General features: G+C 48.1%; 20 protein-coding genes and 1 other annotated feature. Of the genes, 13 read left to right on the top strand and 7 right to left on the bottom strand.

Going from position 1 to position 19,432, the window contains the following annotated elements:
* The first annotated feature begins 303 nt into the window (after positions 1-303).
* Positions 304-1,371, top strand: coding sequence for a branched-chain amino acid aminotransferase (locus AC2CGA_RS16420; protein WP_003156706.1), 1,068 nt, complete (start codon positions 304-306; stop codon positions 1,369-1,371).
* Positions 1,372-1,411: 40 nt separating this feature from the next.
* On the opposite strand, the gene AC2CGA_RS16415 is transcribed toward AC2CGA_RS16420, so the two are convergent.
* The 4 genes from AC2CGA_RS16415 to AC2CGA_RS16400 all read right to left on the bottom strand — a co-directional run bounded on the left by AC2CGA_RS16415 (position 1,412) and on the right by AC2CGA_RS16400 (position 6,436).
* On the bottom strand, positions 1,412-2,815 hold the full coding sequence (locus tag AC2CGA_RS16415) for an amino acid permease (protein WP_024084846.1): 1,404 nt from the start codon (positions 2,813-2,815) through the stop codon (positions 1,412-1,414).
* 113 nt (positions 2,816-2,928) lie between these two features.
* A complete protein-coding gene (mmuM, locus tag AC2CGA_RS16410; protein ID WP_107994558.1) occupies positions 2,929-3,876 on the bottom strand; it encodes a homocysteine S-methyltransferase in 948 nt (315 codons plus the stop codon).
* Between the two features lie 115 nt (positions 3,877-3,991).
* Entirely contained in the window at positions 3,992-5,428 is a 1,437-nt protein-coding gene (locus AC2CGA_RS16405; protein ID WP_014304265.1) for an alanine/glycine:cation symporter family protein, read from the bottom strand.
* 24 nt (positions 5,429-5,452) lie between these two features.
* The gene (locus tag AC2CGA_RS16400) at positions 5,453-6,436 is read right to left on the bottom strand and encodes a glutaminase (RefSeq protein ID WP_003156697.1); all 984 of its coding nucleotides are present in this window, start codon (positions 6,434-6,436) and stop codon (positions 5,453-5,455) included.
* 243 nt (positions 6,437-6,679) lie between these two features.
* Here AC2CGA_RS16400 and glnK point away from each other — a divergent pair, with 243 nt between their 5' ends.
* The 4 genes from glnK (at position 6,680) to AC2CGA_RS16380 (ending at position 10,693) form a co-directional block, all read left to right on the top strand.
* Entirely contained in the window at positions 6,680-7,972 is a 1,293-nt protein-coding gene (gene glnK, locus AC2CGA_RS16395) for a two-component system sensor histidine kinase GlnK (RefSeq protein WP_014304266.1), read from the top strand.
* Between the two features lies 1 nt (position 7,973).
* Entirely contained in the window at positions 7,974-8,921 is a 948-nt protein-coding gene (gene glnL / locus AC2CGA_RS16390) for a glutamine utilization two-component system response regulator GlnL (RefSeq protein WP_003156695.1), read from the top strand.
* A gap of 296 nt (positions 8,922-9,217) precedes the next feature.
* Entirely contained in the window at positions 9,218-10,141 is a 924-nt protein-coding gene (locus tag AC2CGA_RS16385) for a macrolide 2'-phosphotransferase (RefSeq protein ID WP_484480237.1), read from the top strand.
* A 48-nt stretch (positions 10,142-10,189) separates the two neighbouring features.
* Positions 10,190-10,440: a binding site (T-box leader), on the top strand.
* 88 nt (positions 10,441-10,528) lie between these two features.
* A complete protein-coding gene (locus tag AC2CGA_RS16380; RefSeq protein WP_015388747.1) occupies positions 10,529-10,693 on the top strand; it encodes a tryptophan RNA-binding attenuator protein inhibitory protein in 165 nt (54 codons plus the stop codon).
* A gap of 80 nt (positions 10,694-10,773) precedes the next feature.
* Here AC2CGA_RS16380 and AC2CGA_RS16375 read toward each other — a convergent pair whose 3' ends face one another.
* On the bottom strand, positions 10,774-11,667 hold the full coding sequence (locus tag AC2CGA_RS16375) for a cation diffusion facilitator family transporter (protein ID WP_014304270.1): 894 nt from the start codon (positions 11,665-11,667) through the stop codon (positions 10,774-10,776).
* Positions 11,668-12,064: 397 nt separating this feature from the next.
* On the opposite strand from AC2CGA_RS16375, the gene AC2CGA_RS16370 reads away from it, so the two are divergent.
* The 4 genes from AC2CGA_RS16370 to AC2CGA_RS16355 all read left to right on the top strand — a co-directional run bounded on the left by AC2CGA_RS16370 (position 12,065) and on the right by AC2CGA_RS16355 (position 14,658).
* On the top strand, positions 12,065-12,685 hold the full coding sequence (locus tag AC2CGA_RS16370) for a nitroreductase family protein (RefSeq protein WP_003156691.1): 621 nt from the start codon (positions 12,065-12,067) through the stop codon (positions 12,683-12,685).
* A gap of 24 nt (positions 12,686-12,709) precedes the next feature.
* The gene (locus AC2CGA_RS16365; RefSeq protein ID WP_044053421.1) at positions 12,710-13,648 is read left to right on the top strand and encodes a ring-cleaving dioxygenase; all 939 of its coding nucleotides are present in this window, start codon (positions 12,710-12,712) and stop codon (positions 13,646-13,648) included.
* Between the two features lie 102 nt (positions 13,649-13,750).
* Positions 13,751-14,140, top strand: a complete 390-nt coding sequence (locus AC2CGA_RS16360) for a DoxX family protein (protein WP_007609195.1) — start codon at positions 13,751-13,753, stop codon at positions 14,138-14,140.
* A 179-nt stretch (positions 14,141-14,319) separates the two neighbouring features.
* Positions 14,320-14,658 carry a thioredoxin family protein gene (locus tag AC2CGA_RS16355; protein ID WP_139885563.1) on the top strand — a complete coding sequence of 113 codons (339 nt, stop codon included), beginning with the start codon at positions 14,320-14,322 and terminating at the stop codon, positions 14,656-14,658.
* A 144-nt stretch (positions 14,659-14,802) separates the two neighbouring features.
* Here the strand turns inward: AC2CGA_RS16355 and AC2CGA_RS16350 are convergent, their stop codons facing one another.
* Positions 14,803-15,186 (bottom strand): DUF2512 family protein, encoded by a 384-nt coding sequence (locus AC2CGA_RS16350; protein WP_003156684.1) that lies wholly within the window; start codon positions 15,184-15,186, stop codon positions 14,803-14,805.
* A 153-nt stretch (positions 15,187-15,339) separates the two neighbouring features.
* Here AC2CGA_RS16350 and AC2CGA_RS16345 point away from each other — a divergent pair, with 153 nt between their 5' ends.
* From AC2CGA_RS16345 to tatC, 4 genes are all read left to right on the top strand, one after another.
* Positions 15,340-15,768 carry a cell wall hydrolase gene (locus AC2CGA_RS16345; RefSeq protein WP_003156683.1) on the top strand — a complete coding sequence of 143 codons (429 nt, stop codon included), beginning with the start codon at positions 15,340-15,342 and terminating at the stop codon, positions 15,766-15,768.
* Between the two features lie 263 nt (positions 15,769-16,031).
* Positions 16,032-17,783: an alkaline phosphatase D family protein gene (locus tag AC2CGA_RS16340; RefSeq protein WP_043866804.1), complete on the top strand. Its 1,752-nt coding sequence runs from the start codon at positions 16,032-16,034 to the stop codon at positions 17,781-17,783.
* A gap of 12 nt (positions 17,784-17,795) precedes the next feature.
* Positions 17,796-17,993 (top strand): twin-arginine translocase TatA/TatE family subunit, encoded by a 198-nt coding sequence (locus AC2CGA_RS16335; protein ID WP_003156681.1) that lies wholly within the window; start codon positions 17,796-17,798, stop codon positions 17,991-17,993.
* Positions 17,994-18,054: 61 nt separating this feature from the next.
* Complete coding sequence (gene tatC, locus AC2CGA_RS16330) at positions 18,055-18,780, top strand: twin-arginine translocase subunit TatC (protein ID WP_003156680.1); 726 nt, start codon at positions 18,055-18,057, stop codon at positions 18,778-18,780.
* On the opposite strand, the gene pcp is transcribed toward tatC, so the two are convergent.
* Positions 18,777-19,424, bottom strand: a complete 648-nt coding sequence (gene pcp / locus AC2CGA_RS16325) for a pyroglutamyl-peptidase I (RefSeq protein ID WP_088037479.1) — start codon at positions 19,422-19,424, stop codon at positions 18,777-18,779. The two genes, tatC and pcp, sit on opposite strands and share 4 nt — an antisense overlap.
* Positions 19,425-19,432: the final 8 nt, after the last annotated feature.

The raw sequence follows: 19,432 nt of genomic DNA, 5'->3' as shown, positions 1-19,432 counted from the left end.
CCGCCATAAATTTGTCACATTATTGACTGTGCGAAAGGAAGGATTGCTTTACATTATGTAAGCGCAATCATTGAATATGACAGAAAGTCCTCATTGAAAAAAATGAAGGAGCATAAGAATAAAGAAAGATTTCCGCTGAAAATATTAAAAATTTTGATAATTATCCTCTTATAAGTGGTATATTTGATATGATATGGTCAACTGCATTCTCATATATCTGTGCATACAAGATTCGGGACAGAAAAAACATGCAGCCCAGAGAAGACTGAAAATTTAAACAATTAGAAGAAAGGTGTGCTTTTGTTGAATCAACTGATTGAAAGACGTAAGGTCACAGCTAGAAAAGAAAAACCGGATTCCGCTTCATTGGGATTTGGCAAGTACTTCACAGATTACATGTTTGTCATGGATTACGAAGAGGGGAGAGGGTGGCATGATCCGAGAATCACACCTTATGAACCGGTCCATCTGGATCCTTCCGCATCGGTTTTCCATTACGGGCAGGCCGTATTTGAAGGGCTGAAGGCTTACAGGTCAGAAGACGGACGGGTGTTGATGTTCCGTCCTGACCAAAATATAAAACGGCTGAATAAATCGTTACGGCGGATGAGCATGCCGCCTCTTGACGAGAAGCTGGCGCTGGAAGCATTGATACAATTGGTGGAGCTGGAGCAGGAATGGATACCGATAGAAAAAGGAACCTCTTTATATATCCGTCCGTTTGTGATTGCGACTGAGCCTTCTTTAGGCGTCCGGCCTTCAAAGCGTTACAAGTTCATGGTTGTTCTGACGCCGGTCGGTTCGTATTACGGCGATCAGCTGAAACCGATCCGCATTTATGTGGAGGATGAGTATGTGCGTGCCGTCACCGGCGGAGTGGGCGACGTCAAAACGTCCGGAAATTATGCGGCCAGCTTACAGGCTCAGCGGAAAGCCGAAGAACTGGGGTATGATCAGGTGCTTTGGCTCGACGGGGTGGAAAAGAAATATGCCGAAGAGGTAGGCAGTATGAATATCTTTTTCATCATAAACGGAGAGGCCGTAACGCCGGCGTTAAACGGAAGCATTCTCGGGGGCATCACACGCGCATCTGTGATAGAGCTGTTAAAAAGCTGGGGCATCCGTGTCAGAGAAGAACAGGTCGCCATTGATGACATCTATGAGGCTGCAATGAGAGGCGAGGTGTCAGAAGTATTCGGTACGGGAACCGCGGCCGTCATCTCGCCGGTCGGCGCGCTGCATATTCACGGAGAAACGATTGAGCTGAATAACGGTTTGATCGGTGAAGTGTCAGAAAAGCTCTATGAAACGATTGCCGGCATCCAAGTCGGGAAGGTGCGGGATTCGTTCAGATGGGTCGTTGAAGTATAAATGAAAAAAGAACCCTTGCGCCGCAGGGTTCTTTTTTTGGTTATTGGGATTTTACGGCTTGCACGCGGGCTCTGCTTTTCCGGTTTTTCAAGTAATAAGCGGTGTAGCAAACGGCCATAAATACAATTCCGCAATAAAGGGCGATGGCCTGGTTCGGATCAAAAGCGATGCCGATACAGGAGGCGAGGCATAGGAGAAAGGCCGCTATCGGTACGGCCGGATATCCCGGCGTCCTGTATTTCAAGTCTGAAAGCTGGTGCCCTTCTTTAAGAAATCGTCTTCTGAACAAAAATTGTGATGCGGCGATGCTCATCCACACAGCCACTACCGCAAATCCTGAGACGGAGACGAGAACAAGATAGACTGTATCCGCTGCAAATACGCTTGACAACAACGACAGAATGCCGCCGATCATACTGAAGATCAGAGCGTTAAAAGGAATGCCTTTAGAGGTCAGCCTGGCAAAGGCGGGATGAAGCTCCCCTTCTTTAGACAGGGACCACAGCATACGTGATGACGCGTACAGCCCTGAATTGGCCGCGGACAGAAGCGCCGTTAAAATGACGAAATTCATCAGATCGGCCGCATAAGGCACGCCGACTCTGTCAAATACCGTGACAAACGGGCTTTCAATCACACCGGCTTCCTTGATGGAGATCATCCCTGACAGCACAAAAATCGTTCCGATAAAGAAAAGCGCCAGCCGCCAGACTGTGGTCTTAATGGCGCGCGGAACGGTTTTTTCCGGATCGGCGCTTTCCCCGGCGGCGATTCCGATCAATTCCGTCCCTGAAAAGGCGAAGTTTACTGAAAGCATCGTCATCAGTATCGGGAAAAAGCCATTTGGAAAAAGGCTGCCGCCATCCGTAAAGTTCGACAGCATAGGTGCGGCCTCACCGCTTTTCATCGGGACGAGGCCGAACATCGCCGCTCCGCCCAATAAAATAAACAGTAAGATGGCTAAGACTTTAATGCTTGAGAACCAAAACTCCGATTCAGCAAAAAATTTCACGGAGAAGGCGTTTAATAAAAAGATGAAAAGAGCGAATACCGCACTCCACATCCAAACTGAAGTATGCGGGAACCAGCGCTGCATGAAGAGCCCGGCCGCCGTGAATTCAGAGCCCAGCGCCACCGCCCACGTCAGCCAGTACAGCCATGCGACCGTAAAGCCCGTCGCGGGCCCGATATAGGTCTTCGCATAGGTGTGGAATGCGCCCGTCACCGGCATGGCCACTGACAGTTCACCGAGGCAAAGCATGACAAGATAGACGATGCCCGCGCCCAAAAGGTAAGCGAAAATGGTGCCCGCCGGACCCGCCTGATGAATGGTATACCCAGAGCTTAAAAACAGCCCCGTTCCGATCACACCTCCGAGTGATAGCATAAAGAGGTGTCTGCTTTTCATACTTCTCTGAAAATTCGTCTCGTTCTTGTTGTTCATTGTTTTCCAACTTTCTGCGAGGGCCGTTCTAATAAAAAATCTCATGCCGGCGAACGGCACGAGATTCCGGCGAACCGGCTTTTTGAATAGAATATACAAACTATTCCGATTAGTCAAGTTGTTTTTAAGGTCTTGGCCCAATCGGCAATGGCTTGGATGTCCGCGGGTTTCGTCCGGCAGCAGCCTCCGATCAGGCTCACGCCGTTTTCGTACCAGCTTTGCGCGCTTTTTCCGAAATGGTTTTCGCACGCTGCGCCTTTCCAGGTTTTTGTCACCGGGTCATATTGTTCGCCGGAGTTCGGATAGGCGATAATCGGTTTGGATGCTGCCTGTTTGATTTCTTCTATCAGCGGCGGAATATATTCGATCGGTGTGCAGTTGATGCCGATCGCTGCGATTTGGCTGCAGGAGTCAAGCAGGGCCGCGCATTCGGAAATAGGCGTGCCTTCGCTGATATGCCGCCCGTCTTTGGCGCTGAAGCTGATCCATGCGTAAGTGCCGGGGAATTCCTCCAGCAGCCTTGTGATCGCTTTTGCTTCTGACAGGCACGGAATGGTCTCACAGGCCAAAAGATCGGCGCCGGATTCTATGAGGGCTTTCATCCGGGGGCGGTGAAAGCTGATCAGCTCATCTTCCGTCAGTCCGTAATGCCCGCGATATTCAGAGCCGTCAGCGAGGCTCGCGCCGTAAGGTCCGATAGAAGCGGCGACCAAAGGTTTGGGCCGGTGTAAACGGTTTTCTTCATGCGCCCAAAATTCATCGCGTGCTTGTGCGGCAAGTTCAACAGATGTCTGAATGAGACGTATCGCATCGGTTTCCGGGATGCCGCGCGCTGCAAATCCTTCAATTGTCGATTGATAACTGGCGGTGATCGCGCAATCAGCGCCGGCGGCAAAATATTCTGCATGCACCTGTTTGATCAGTTCGGGTCTCTCCAAAAGAATTTTGGCCGACCACAGATCGTCATGTAAATCACAGCCCATCCGCTCAAGCTCGGTTGCCATCGCGCCGTCTATGATCATAACCGGGTATTCATTTAATATTTGTGTAATGGGATTCATAGGCCTTCCTTTCTGACTTTACTGAAAATATATAAAAAGGGTAATGGACGCTATTCTCTTTGTCAATGAACCGGCGGAAAAAAGGTGTTCAGGACGCTGCCCGAACACCTTTTGTTTAGGAAATGTTTTTGCCTTTCGCGCTTTTCGCGATATCTGAATACTCCCAGCATTCGATCCCGTCATCATCAGGGAGCACATCTCTGTAAAAGACGGGGTCCTTTCCGGCTTTCTTTTGCCGGGCATAATCGCTCAAAGCGGCAAACGCTTTTTTCGACAGAAGGAAAATCGCGATTAAGTTCACGACCACCATTAAACCCATGAACAAGTCAGCCATATCCCACACAAGCTGGACTTTGGAAATACAGCCGAACAGTACCATTCCGAGCACGCAGATGCGGTAAATGAACAGCCACTTTTTGTTCTGGCTTAAAAATCCGATATTGGTTTCTCCGTAATAATAGTTGCCCATCAGAGCGCTGAAGCCGAACAAAAGCATTAAGACGGCAAGGAAACCTGACGCCCACGCGCCGACATGATCGCTCAAGGCGGCCTGAGAAAGCGCGATGCCGCTCAGTCCCGGCTGGTGATAAGCGTCTGAAAATAAAATGATAAGCGCCGTGCTTGTACAAATGACGAGCGTATCCGTCAGGACGCCGAATGCCTGAATGAGCCCCTGTTTCACCGGGTGGCTCGTCGTAGCTGTCGCCGCCGCGTTCGGAGCGCTTCCCATACCCGCTTCATTTGAGAAAATCCCGCGTCTTACACCTTGCATCAAGGCCGCACCTAAAGCGCCGCCCGCTGCCTGATCAATGCCGAACGCATTTTTTACGATTAGCGACAGAACGCCGGGCAATTGGGTGATATTCGTCAGAATGACAAAGAAAGCGACACCGATATATAAAACGGCCAAGACGACTACGATGTATTCCGCCATTTTCGCAATTCGTTTGACGCCGCCGAAGATTACGCCGCCGAAAACCAAGATTAAAATAATGCCCAATGTAAGCCGGCTGGTGCCGAACGCGTTTTGAAAGGCGACGCTGATCGTATTGGATTGAACGGAATTAAAAACAACCCCGAATGACAGTGTGATTAATACGGCGAACAGCGCGCCCATCCAGCGTTTCTTCAGGCCTTTTTCCATGTAATAGGCCGGGCCCCCGCGGAATCCGTTTTGATCTTTTACTTTATAAATTTGGGCCAGCGTGCTTTCAACAAAGCTTGAAGCCGAACCGATGACTGCGATGATCCACATCCAGAAAATAGCGCCCGGACCGCCGAGTGCGATCGCAATGGCGATTCCGGTAATATTCCCGGTTCCGACACGCGCCGCCATACTGATGCAAAATGCCTGAAACGGGGAAATGCTGTTTTTTGTCCGGGCGGCCGCGCCTTCCTTCAAAACCCGGATCATTTCCTTCAGCATGCGGACTTGCAGACCCTTTGATCTGAACGTAAAAAACAGTCCCAGAGAAAGAAGCAGTACGATTAACAGTTTTGACCATAAAAAATCATTTGCCGAGCCGATTACATTTTCAAGGAATTCCTGCATCCAATCACCTCTTGGTTCATTTGATTAAAAAATACTGAGCTCCCACTCCTGTGCGATATGTTTCAGCAGCATGCCGCCGGTCAGGCTGTTGCCGTATTCATCAATGGCCGGACCGTAAATGCCGATGCCGCAGCCGTTATGAAAAGGCTGCTCTCTTCTGGCGCTTGGGGGAACCAATGCCATGATGCCGCCGGATACCCCGCTTTTGGCCGGGACGCCGACGAAAGCCGCATATTTGCCTGACGCATTGTACATCCCGCACGTCAGCATCAGGGCTTTGGCGAGTTTCGCGACATCTTTCGGAATGACCTGTTCCCGTCGGATCGGATGGTAGCCGTCATGGGCAAGTATCAATCCGATTAAAGCGATGTCCTCGGTTGTACCCTCCATGGCGCACTGCTTTAAATACACTTCAAGCGTTTCTTCCACATCCGCCTCGAGAAAGTTCGTTTCTTTTAAATAGTAGGCGAGCGCTCTGTTCCGATGCGCGGTCTGCCATTCAGAACGGAAGACCTCCTCGTGAATGTGAGGCCGTTTTCCTATTAATTTTTCAAAAACGGAAAAGAGATATTCTAATTTATTATGCGCCGTTTCACCCGGAAGCAGCGAGGCGACGGTAATGGCGCCGGCATTGATCATCGGATTGAAGGGCTTCCCGGGTTTATGGATTTCAAGCCGGATGATAGAATTAAACGCATCACCCGTCGGCTCCACGTCCACACGATCGAGCACATAAGGAATGCCTCTGGACATGCATGCGGCAATAAAGCTGATGACTTTTGAGATGCTCTGCAATGTGAACGGCACATTCCATTCACCGGCATGAATCATTGAGCCATCCGGCTCTAATATGCAAATGCCCAGCTGAGAGTCGTTGATTTCTCCGAGGGCGGGTATATAATTTGCGCTTTTTCCATTGACGGAAAACGGTCGGTAATGCTCGACCCAATCTTGTAAAAGTGAAGCCAGTTCCTCTTTTTCAAGGCGCTCTCTGACCATATCTTTCATAACATTCCTCCTCTATTGCAAGCCTGTCCGAAGCGGAAACCGGTCTTGGAAAACGTTTTCAAAAATAGCGTGTTCCATGTTAATGTATAATGACATCTACAGAATCATACAAAATACGACAAAATCATTCTTAAAATAAGCCGATAGATTTATAAATCAGCCGGAGTGTCCCGCCATTCGGGTCTAAAGAAATTTGCGGACTGTATCGGTCTTGTTCAAAATAGACAGAAGAAGGAAGTGATTATGATCAGGCTCGACTATTTACTGAAAAAAGACGGCTATCTTTTCGCTCTTATGCTGATCACCGTGCCGCTGGCGGGGGAACTGAAATTTTACCCCCTGAATGAGGTATATCGGATCAGCTTCGGCGCCCCGGCTTTTTTCTTTTTTCTTCTGCTGCTTCGGCATGTGCCGGCGGTATTGTCAGGGCTGTTGACAGGTGCAGCCGTTGTGGGATTCCGGATCGGCCTGGCGTGCTGGGGGGGAGAGCATGCCGGATTTACGGCGGCTTTTTTCAGCCAATATCCCAGTTTCTTTTTTTACTTTACATATGCCTGTTTGTTTTATGTGCTGAAGGTCAGGCTTTTTTGGGATCGGCCGCTCATGATCGGGTTTCTCGGTTTTCTCATTGAAATGGCGTCCGATGCCGTTGAAATGACGGTTCAGTTTTCCGGCGGCAAGCAGATTATGATGCCGGACAAGCTGGCGGATATTGCGGTTATCGCTGTTTCTCACACATTTATTGTGCTGAGTTTTTTCAACGTGATGAAGCTGCACGAATCTCAGGTCAGGGAAAAACAAACGAGAAAGCAGCATGAGCACATGCTGATGATTGTGTCTAACTTATATGAAGAAACGATTCATCTGAAAAAAACGCTGAAAACGACGGAGCATGTGACGAAAGAATCCTATCAGCTGTATCGGGAAATGAGCGGGAACGACCGGGAGCTCGGGAGCCGAATGCTGCGCCTTGCGGGAGAAATTCATGAAGTGAAAAAAGACAATCAGCGAATATTCGCCGGCCTGTCGAAGCTGATTTCAAATGAGAGATTCCGGGATTACATGAATGCCGCCGATCTGGTCGGCCTCGTTATCCGCATCAATGAAAAATACGCCGAATCTTTAGGCAAAGACATTCAATTCAAAAGCGTGATTGAAGGAGAACACCCCGATTATCACGTCTTTACCGTCCTGTCGATCTTAAATAATCTGACCGCCAATGCCGTCGAAGCCATGGGTGACAGGGGTGAGATCCGCCTCGCGCTGCGCAGGGCTGAGGGGGGGATGGCCGAATTTGAGGCGGAAGATGACGGTCCCGGCATTCCGGAAAAAATCGGAGAGGTCGTTTATGATCCCGGTTTTACGTCCAAATACGATGAATTCGGCACACCTTCAACGGGCATCGGGCTTTCATACGTGAAGGAAATCGTAACCGAACTTGACGGAGACATTTCCTTTCATAACAAGCCAAAAGGCGTCATATTTACGATTAAGCTGCCGGTGAAGCATTTGATTGCAGAAAGGATGAACTCATAATATGCGTTTTTTTATAGCTGATGATGACCGGGCGATCCGTTCCATTTTAAAACAGATGATCGAGGACGAGGACTTAGGAGAAGTCGTCGGTGAGGCAGAGGACGGAAGCCAGATTGAAGGGCATTATCTCCATTTCAAACAAGTCGATATTTTATTAATTGATCTGCTGATGCCGGGCCGGGACGGGATTGAGACGATCCGGCATCTTCAGGGGGCGTACAACGGAAAAGCAGTGATGATATCGCAGGTGGAGGCAAAGGAAATGGTGGGAGAAGCTTATTCTCTCGGCATCGAATACTTTATCCATAAACCGATCAACAAAATCGAGATCGTCACCGTTTTGCGAAAAGTAAAAGAGCGGATTGAACTGGAAACCTCGATCGGCGACATCCAACATTCGTTAAGCCGTCTTATTCAGCGGAATGAACCGAAAAAAAGCGGGCCGGGGGGGATGCACGAGAAATCAATCAAAGAAACAGGAAAATTTCTTTTGTCGGAATTAGGCATCGTGGGAGAAAGCGGGGCGCATGACCTCATGGCCGTCCTTCACTATTTATTTGAGGATGATCAGGCGGAAAGAAACATCCCGTCTTTAAAGCAGATGTTTACAAACGCCGCCATCCGGAAGCTGGGACCTGCGGCGGCACAAGCCGAGGTTAACAGAGAAATCAAAGCCTCGGAACAGCGGATCAGAAGAGCGATCATTCATTCGTTAAACCATTTCGCTTCATTGGGCACAACTGATTTTTCAAACCCCAAATTTGAATATTACGCCTCGAAATTTTTTGATTTCCCCGCTGTCAGCAAGAGAATGAAAGAAATGCAGGCCAAGGAAACCGTGCCGCTTTCTCCGGTTAAAGTGAATATGAAAAAATTCATTCACGTCTTTTTTTTGGAGGCGAAAGATTTACGCGAAGGATCAAAATTTGTCAGCGGAGGCAGCCGGTAAGCTGATAAATAGAGTTTACGTATATAAGGTTTTTGTGTAAAATAATGTTAAATAAGAAGGAACGGAGGGATCCTGATGGCTGATCAAATTCCGGTTTTCGCACTAATGAAATAGTGTCAAAGTCTCTGCCTTGAGCGCGGAGGAAACCGGGATTGTCTGCCTGAATAAGGAACCTGACAGTAATAGTGAGGGGGCGGCGATTATGCCGCCCTCTTTTTGGCGTCTTCACACATCTCTTTCTCCTCCGCCTAAAGGAGAAGCTCTGTGTCAGTCAATAAGGGAAATGGGGAAACAAGATGACAAAAAAACAAAGGGAAATAGAATCCGTTTTGAACATCGCAAAGGAAAATGGCTTACGGTTAAAATATGAAGGGGCGGACATAAATGAAACGGGTATGGACTTCCAAGTCGTATTTGCTGAAGATGACAGCGGCGTGACATGGGTGCTCCGAAAGCCGCGCCGTCCTGATGTTATCGAAAGAGCGGCTGCAGAAAGCGATGTTCTCGCGTTTCTCCGCAGCCATGCCGCGGTATCAGTCCCCGATTGGCGGATTCATACACCGGAACTGATCGCTTATCCGAAACTGGACGGAATACCGGCTGCCGCAATTGATCTGGATAAGAAACAGTATGTCTGGAATATGGAACACGAGCCGCCTTCAGACGGTTTTGTCGGCTCGCTTGCCGCAACATTAGCCGGGATGCACGGGGCAGACCCGGATGCGGCCTCCAGATCCGGAATTGAAATCATAAAACCGGATGACGTCAGGCAAAGGGCGGCGGAATCAATGGATCATATAAAAAAAGAAATCGGGGTTTCAGAACAGCTTTGGAAAAGATGGCAAACGTGGATAAATGACAGCTCGTACTGGCCTGATTTTTCCGCGCTGACCCATGGCGACTTGCATCCTCCGCATATTTTGATCGGCGAAAATCAGCGTGTGACGGGTCTCCTCGATTGGACGGAGGCAAAGGTTGCCGATCCGGCCAAGGATTTTGTCCTTTATCAAGTGATATTAGGAGAAAAAGAAACAAAACGGCTGATGAAGAGCTACGAAGCTGAGGGCGGGCGCGTCTGGCCGAAAATGCAGGAGCATGTGTCAGAATGGCAGGCCGCTTACCCTGTGGAAACGGCGAAGTTCGCGCTTCAGACGGGGCAAGAGGAGCATATGCAAATGGCGCGGGACATGCTCGGACTGTCCGATCCGAAAGGTTATTGACTTCCGCCGGATGACAGCGTATGATACATTTTAAAATCATAGAACGGATGAACAATGCTGAGGAAGAGTAAGTACGCATCAGCGCGCGGGGTTCAGAGAGTCGGTGGCCGCTGTGAACCGATCCCCGTCCGGTGCCGAATGGGCTTCTGAATTGCTGCGCTGAAATAACAGTAGGCGGTGCCGGGATTCTTTCCCCGTTATCAAGAAAGGAGTATTGAAACCCTGAGTTTCTGTACTATTTGAGAGAATGGCTCTTCAGCCGTTAATAAAGGTGGCACCGCGAAAACCTCGTCCTTTGATGGACGGGGTTTTTTTGCGTTGTTAAGGAGGTGATGACCATGGAAAGTGACTGGAGACGGACAGACAATCAAAAAAGGAGGGATATTCATGGTGATCGCAACCGACGATCTTGAGCTCACATGTCCGCATTGTGAAGGAACCGGCGAGGAGAAAGAAGGGACGCCCTGTCCGAAGTGCGGCGCGAAGGGCGTCATATTGACCGCTCAAGGAAACACGCTGCTGCATTTTATCAGAAAGCATATGGATCAGTGAAATCAAACGAATATGTAAAGAAACTGCACAAAACAAAAAAGCTTGTAGAAAAAACATCGTTTTCTCTACAAGCTGCTTTTTCATTCTTCAAAATAAGGATTCACATGGATGAGCACTTCTTCAACATCTGAAAAGTGTCTTTTGATTTCATTTCGGATTTCCCGGGCTATATCGTGTCCCTGCTTAATCGTCAAATCATGATCCAAAGATAACCGGACATCAAGCAATTTATAGTGGCCGTGTTCTCTTGCTCGGATTTTATCGAGCCGTTTGACTTGAGGGCAATCCAAAATAACCGCTTTATATTCCTCTATCAGTTCGGGATCAACACTTTTTTCCATGAGAACGTCAACAGACGGCCTGATTAATTCCATTGAAATCTTAAAAATGAGGTACGCCACGATGACACTGGCAATTGCATCGGCGTACAACAGATAGGACCATCCGCGTGTGTTCCCGATAATCGCCAATAGGACGCCGATAAAAGCGGCAAGAGAGGCAACGATATCGCCTTTATGATCGTATGCAATCGCTATAATCGCTTTACTGTTCCATTTTTCCCCTTGTTTGATCGAATAACGATATAAGATCTGCTTAGCCACGTAGGATATCAGAGCCGCAAACAATGCGCTGTATTGCGGGATGCTTGGACCTTCAACAAAGGACGAAATCGCTTCTATCAGAATATACACGGAAACGAGCACTAATATGATTCCTACAATCGCTTCGCTGATGACCTCAGCTTTGCCATGCCCGAAAGGATGGTCTTGATCGGGCGGCTTATTAGAAATGCCGATGACGGCCAGGACAGCAATTGAAGCCACGACATCCGCTGCAGAATGTATACCGTCGGCAAAAACTGCTTCACTATCGCCTATCAGTCCAAAAAAGATCTTTCCTGCCATTAAGATCAGATTGGCTATCAATGCAATCAAAGCAACTTTTTTGCTTATTTGTTCTCTTTCACTTGTCATTTTTTCCTCCTATAAAACTGCACAAAAAAATAGGAGCGCTCTTGATTCGCTCTCCGTATCCTTTCTTGTGTAATCACTTTGCTTATCATATCAATTCAGTTTCGAGTGGGTCTATAGCAAGGTTGTTTCCTGTTTACTAATAAATAAGGTGACAGAAAAAAAGTTGGAGCAGGGCTAAATAGTACATAAACAAAATTGCGCTGAATTTAAAAATGAACTGTTGACATTTGAGTATTTATCTTTTATTATTATCCTGAATTCAAGATATTTTAATTCGAGACAATTTAATTAGAGTGCAGGATAAGAACCTGCCGATCGTTTTGTTTTTTGATCATACATTATTTGATTTTTTATACCATAATATCTCGAATTCGAGATAAAGGGGAGTGCGAGAGAAATGGCTGAATTTGTACAGCTGGTGAATGAAAGAAGATCTGCAAGCAACTTTCTTCCAGAACATCCAATCACAAGAGATGAGCTCAACGAAATGTTTGAATTGGTTGCGTTGGCTCCATCAGCTTTTAATTTGCAGCATACAAAATATGTGACGGTTCTTGACCCGGAGGTAAAAGAAAAGCTGAAGCAGGCCGCAAACGGACAATATAAAGTGTTCAGCTCATCAGCGGTTCTTTTGGTTTTAGGGGATAAGCAGGCATATCAGCAAGCGGCTGACATCTATGAAGGATTGAAGGTGCTGGGGGTATTAAATAAACAAGAGTATGATCACATGGTTCAAAACACCGTTTCGTTTTATGAAAACAGGGGAGAACTGTTTAAGAGAGATGAGGCGATAAGAAATGCTTCACTTTCTGCGATGATGTTTATGCTGAGTGCTAAGGAAAAAGGCTGGGACACCTGTCCGATGATAGGGTTTGATCCTGAAGCCGTGAAACAGATTTTGAATATAGATGATCAATTTGAGGTCGTCATGATGATTACAATCGGGAAAGAAAAAATAGAAAGCAGAAGGCCGCGCGGCTACCGAAAGCCTGTGAATGAGTTTGTGGAGTATATTTAAATATTTATAAAGGAGCGCATAAAAATGGCTAAAAAAACGATGGGAATCCATCATATTACAGCAATTGTCGGCCACCCTCAAGAGAATGCTGATTTCTACGCTGGAGTGCTGGGGCTGCGATTGGTCAAGCAAACGGTCAATTTTGATGATCCGGGTACGTATCACCTTTATTTCGGGGATGAAGGCGGGAAGCCGGGAACAATCATCACATTCTTTCCGTGGGCGGACGCCCGTCAAGGCATCATTGGAGACGGACAGGTTGGCGTGACATCTTACGTCGTGCCGAGAGGTGCTATGGCGTTTTGGGAAAAGAGACTTGAAAAGTTCAACGTGCCATACACAAAAATCGAGCGTTTTGGGGAACAATATATAGAATTTGATGACCCGCATGGCCTGCATTTAGAAATCGTGGAAAGAGAAGCAGGGGAGGCCAATACGTGGACTTTCGGAGATGTAACCCCGGATGTTGCCATTAAAGGCTTTGGCGGTGCAACCCTGTTATCAGCACAGCCTGAAAAAACAGGTGAACTGCTGGAAAACATCATGGGGCTTGAGCGAGTCGGCAAGGAAGGAGACTTCGTTCGTTATCGTTCTGCCGGTGATATCGGGAATGTGATTGATCTTAAATTAACGCCGATCGGCCGCGGACAAATGGGTGTCGGCACAGTGCATCACATCGCTTGGCGGGCTCAGGATGACGAAGATCAATTAGATTGGCAAAGATTCATTGCTGCGCACGGATATGGTGTGACTCCTGTTCAGGATAGAAACTATTTTAATGCGGTTTACTTCAGAGAACATGGGGAAATCTTATTTGAGATCGCAACTGATCCGCCGGGCTTTGCCCATGATGAGTCACAAGAAACAATGGGCGGAAAATTGATGCTCCCTGAGCAGTATGAACCGCACCGGGCACAAATTGAACAAGGGCTGCTGCCGTTTGAAGTAAGAGAATTAGATTGATTTGACACATAAAAAATAAAGAAACATATAGTCAATTGATGATTGCTGGATGGTACCGTCCAGCAAAGAATCAGATGAAATCAAAGATGAGGAGAGATAAAAATGGAAGATGCAGGACTATTACTTATTCGAATCATGATTGGTGTGGTGTTTCTGTTTTATGGATCACAAAAATTATTCGGCTGGTTTGGCGGATACGGGATTAAAGGAACCGGACAATGGTTCGAGTCAATTGGAGTTAAACCAGGCAATGCCGCGGCCGCTTTATCAGGTCTCGGGGAACTCGCAAGCGGAATTTTATTTATTTTAGGTGTATTCCTCCCGCTTGGAGCTGCTATCATAACGATCATTATGTTAGGTGCCATTGTAAAAGTTCATGGAGCGAAAGGGTTTGCGAACGGTGCCGGCGGTTTTGAATATAACTTGGTGCTGATTGCAGTCTCCATCGGAGTTGCACTCATCGGTTCAGGAGCTTACGCTTTGCATTTTTAATATAAGTATCTAAGAACAGTTACTGAAAAGCGGTAACTGTTCTTTTATTTTTCAAGCACGACGTTAAGGTGCTCTGAATCGCAAAAAAGCGGATATGATCCATATAAATGTGTATAGTGAATGTACGAGTATTGATGAGCTTGGTCATGAAAGACGAGCCGATTTGAAGGAGGGTTTTGATGAAAGAGCTGACAGACTTACATTCATTAGATTCTATCGAGAATTTTATTAAGCAGCATCAATTCAGTTTTATCTACATTTCAAGACCTGCCTGTACAGTATGTCACGCTGTTCTGCCGCAGCTCAGAAAAGTTTTGGAGCAGTTTCCGAATATCAACTTGGGGCATACCGACGCTGACGAGGTAGAAGAGGTAGCCGGCAGATTTTCAGTCTTCACTGTCCCCGTGCTTCTTTTGTTCATTGATGGGACTGAGTTTCTGAGAGAAGCCCGCTTTGTTCATTTTGAACAGCTCGAAAAAAGGCTGAAAAGGGTTTATCAGTTATATCAAGATGTATAAAGCGTTTATACTTTACAATGCGGGAGTGCTTTTTCTGCACCTGAAATAGATGAATATGTAAAGAAACAGCAAAAAACAAAAAAGCTTGCAGAAAAAACATCATTTTCTCTACAAGCTGAAGGCCGCTATCCGGCCTTTTTTACATTATTCGGACCGGGGTTCTAAAAAACGGGACCCTCCCAAGTCTTTTCTCATCAGATAGATATGGAAAAAATATTCTCCGACGGCGATGATGACGGCGGAAATGAGAGCGGCAAACGCCAGTCTTCCTCCGGAAATGCCCATGGACAGCGGCATTCCCATCAGCCAGACAACAAGAAACGCGATTCCGAAATCAGCGGACGCCGCCGTGATATTATTCCATCTCGGAAGCACGTACAGGTCGCCCGTAAAGTAGGAAACGGCTCCCAGCACAATGGTCATCAGCAGCACGTCACCGAATGTAAAGCGAAAACCTAAGCCGAGTATCAGATACAGAATAATGATGGTCATAATGCCTTTAATGGCAAGCGCTTTAATGTGTTCCATTCGAATTCCTCCTTATGGAAATCATGTTAGTATGTTTCCTCATAACGTGAAATATAAACCCTTTTTTCGTGAACATTTGTTTTCTGGCTTTTGGCTGTCATCACTGGGCCGCTGTTGAATATGATGAAAGGAGAAAATACGGGAGGTGTCATGATGGCAGTCGTAAAAGCGTCGAGCGCCGATGTCGATCTAATGGCAAGGCTGCTCAGGGCGGAAGCGGAAGGCGAAGGGAAGCAGGGAATGCTTTTGGTCGGCAATGTGGGAATCAATCGGGTGCGGGCGAATTGTTCTGATTTTAAAGGCCTGCGCACCATCAGGCAGATGGTGTTTCAGCCGCACGCGTTTGAAGCGGTGACTCACGGATACTTTTACCAGAGACCGCGTGAATCCGAGCGGAGGCTTGCCCGCAGGAACATTAACGGAGAACGGTTTTGGCCGGCTAAGTTCAGTCTGTGGTACTTTAAGCCGCCGGGCAACTGCCCGCAGACTTGGTATGGCCAGCCGTTTGTCGCCAGATTCAGATCCCACTGCTTCTATCAGCCGACAGGTGAGACGTGCGAAAACGTGTACAATACATTTTAATCCCGGGGGCACCGTTCTTAAAATGAACGGTGTTTTTTTAATGTTTTGTGAAGAAAAATAGGAAAAAAGTGCGCTTGACGGATGACAAGCCAAAAAGAAACAGAGGGGGTTTTCTCCCGGCGGGGCAAGGTTTGTCGAAACAATGTGAAAAATGTCTCCCGCCGTTCATTTTTCAGCCTTACAAACCCTTCACACTTCTTCATAGCGGTTTAACATTTCTTTTTTATAATAAGGGCGATCAATAAGACGAAAGGGGAACTGACATGACACATGACGGCCGTTTAGATGAATGGATCAAGGAATTGGAGAACAAAAGCTTTCAGAACAATACGTTTGACCGCCGCGCATTTATACAGGGCGCCGGGAAAATCGCCGGTCTTTCCCTCGGGTTAGCGATCGCGCAATCCATCGGCGCGTTTGAAGTGAATGCCGCTCCGAAATTTTCAAACTATCCGTTCACCCTCGGCGTAGCTTCCGGCGACCCGCTGTCTGACAGCGTCATTCTCTGGACGCGTCTTGCCCCTGACCCGCTGAATGGGGGCGGCATGCCGAAGCAGGCCGTGCCGGTAAAATGGGAAATCGCCGCAGATGAACATTTCCGTCACATCGTCAAACGCGGAACGGAAATGGCCAAGCCGAATCTCGGACACTCTGTCCATGTCGAGGCGGACGGGCTCAAGCCCAATAAAGTGTACTATTACCGGTTTAAAAGCGGGCATGAGCTCAGTCCCGTCGGCCGGACGAAAACGCTGCCCGCTCCAGGCGCTGACGTATCCGCCATGACGTTTGCATTTGCCTCCTGCCAGCAGTATGAACACGGCTATTATACGGCGTATAAACATATGGCGAAGGAAAAGCTTGATCTCGTATTCCATCTCGGAGATTACATTTATGAATACGGACCGAACGAATATGTGTCAAAAACGGGAAATGTCAGGACGCACAGCAGCGCCGAAGTGTACACACTGTCAGATTACCGCAACCGTCACGCCCAATACCGCTCTGATGCCAATCTGAAAGCCGCCCACGCCGCATTTCCGTGGGTCGTGACGTGGGACGATCATGAGGTGGAAAACAATTATGCCAATGTTATCCCTGAAAAAGGCCAATCCGTTGAAGCGTTTGTGCTCAGGAGGGCCGCAGCTTATCAGGCTTATTATGAACACATGCCGCTCAGGCGCATGTCATTGCCGAACGGTCCTGATATGCGGCTGTACAGGCAATTTTCTTATGGCAATTTAGCATCGTTCAATGTGCTTGATACAAGACAGTACAGAGATGATCAGGCCAACGGCGACGGGAATAAGCCGCCTTCTGATGAGTGGAGAGACCCGAAGCGCACATTGATGGGGACAGAGCAGGAGCAATGGCTCTTCGAAAATTTAGCCGCCTCAAAAGCGAAGTGGAATGTGCTGGCGCAGCAAATCTTTTTTGCGCAATGGAATTTCGGAACAACCGCCAATCCGATATACAGCATGGATTCATGGGACGGCTACCCGGCTCAGCGGGAGCGGGTCATCAATTTTATAAAAAGCAAAAACCTGAACAATGTCATCGTGCTGACGGGTGATGTTCATGCAAGCTGGGCGTCAAACCTGCATACCGATTTTAATCAAACGAATTCAAAAATTTTCGGGGCCGAATTCGTCGGGACCTCCATTACATCTGGAGGAAACGGGGCGGATAAACGGGCCGATACGGATCAGATCTTAAAACAAAACCCGCATATTAAGTTTTTCAACGATTACCGCGGCTATGTCCGCTGTACGGTGACTCCTGCCCAATGGAGAGCGGATTACAGAGTGGTGCCGTACGTGACGGAGCCGGGGGCTGAGGTATCCACGCGGGCTTCATTCATTTATCAGAAAGACCAGACGGGGATTCGGAAGGTCTCTCAAGCGGCGGTTGCAGGCGGTTTAAAGCAGTCAAACGAGGTGGAAGAGGATCGTTTCTTCGCCCATAACAATGCGCATGAAAAGCAAATGAGAAAGAAACGGGCCAAAATCTCACAATAAGGAGGCGCACTCATGTTTTCAAATATCGGCATTCCCGGGTTGATCCTGATTTTCGTCATCGCTCTCATCATTTTCGGACCTTCAAAACTTCCGGAAATCGGCCGTGCCGCCGGCCGCACGCTGCTTGAATTTAAAAGCGCCGCAAAAACATTGGTCTCAAATGAAGAGCCGGACAAGCAGACGGCTGAGAAAGACAAAACGGCAGGCTGAATCCTGACATGGGGGCAGACGAATCCGCTTCTGCCTCTTTCTCTATAAGGAGGATGTACGATTGGATAAAAAAGAAACCCACTTGATCGGGCATTTAGAAGAAGTCCGGCAGCGTCTCATTAAAACCGTTATCGCCTTTCTCGTGTTTTTTATCGGCGCCTGCTGGTTTGTGCAGGATATTTATGACTGGCTGATCAAGGATTTGCATGGCAGGCTGGCCGTTTTAGGGCCGAGCGAGATTTTATGGGTGTATATGATGATTGCGGGAATATGCGCCCTTACGGCAGCGATTCCGGTTGCGGCCTTTCAGCTCTGGCGTTTTACGGCGCCGGCTTTGACCCCGTTCGAACGCCGCGCCGCTTTGCTTTACATTCCGGGGCTTTCGCTTTTGTTTATTATCGGAATTTCCTTCGGGTATTTTGTGCTGTTTCCGATTGTGCTCGGATTTTTAACACAATTATCCGCCGGCCATTTTGACATGGTATTTACGGCGGACAAGTATTTTACCTTTATGCTGAATCTTACATTGCCGTTCGGATTTTTGTTTGAAATGCCTCTGGCCGTCATGTTTCTGACACGGCTCGGAATCGTGAATCCAACCCGGCTGGCAAAGGCGCGGAAGCTTTCGTATTTTTTGCTGATCGTCGTCTCGGTGCTGATTACGCCTCCGGATTTTATGTCTGACTTTCTCGTCATGATTCCGCTGCTCGTCCTCTATGAAATCAGTGTGACGCTGTCCCGCATCGTTTACCGGAAGAAATGGGCCGAGGCGGCGTCTGCAGCTTAGTGAAGTTCGCCTCCGCCGGTCTCAATATCGTCCTCATGCGCCGCGGCGGTCACCGCGGCGATTTTGAGCGCTTTTGTCACGAGATCCAGGCTGAGGCTCGGCGCAGACTTCTGCAAGGTTTGCTCCGGAATGTACGGGATGTGTATAAACCCGCCGCGGATGTGCGGATGATGGCGGGCGATTTCATCCATCAGCCCGTAAAAGAGATGATTGCATACAAACGTCCCCGCCGTGTAGGATACAGCCGCGGGAATGCCTTCCTTTTTGATTTCCTCAACGATCCGTTTGATCGGAAGGCCGGTCCAATAGGCCGCGGGACCCTCTTGAGAAATGTTTTCCCCGACAGGCTGGTTTCCTTCGTTATCCGGTATGCGCGCCTCATTCAGATTGATCGCGACCCGTTCCGGCGTGATCTGCATTCTGCCGCCTGCCTGGCCGACACAAATGATAATGTCAGGCTGATGCTTTTTGACCGCTTCGCGCAGCACGGCAAGAGACTTATAAAAAACGGTCGGCACTTGTTCGGATACGATAGAGGCAGGGCCTTCATGAGAACCGTCCAGCCGTTTGACCGCTTCCCATGAAGGATTGACCGTTTCCCCGCCGAAGGGGTCAAAGCCTGTCAGTAATACTTTTTTCTCCATATAAAACC

The sequence above is a fragment of the Bacillus sp. SYZHCR11 genome, assembly GCF_057196865.1.
Note: the sequence above shows the minus strand (reverse complement) of the source record. Positions and strands in the feature narration are given on the sequence as shown.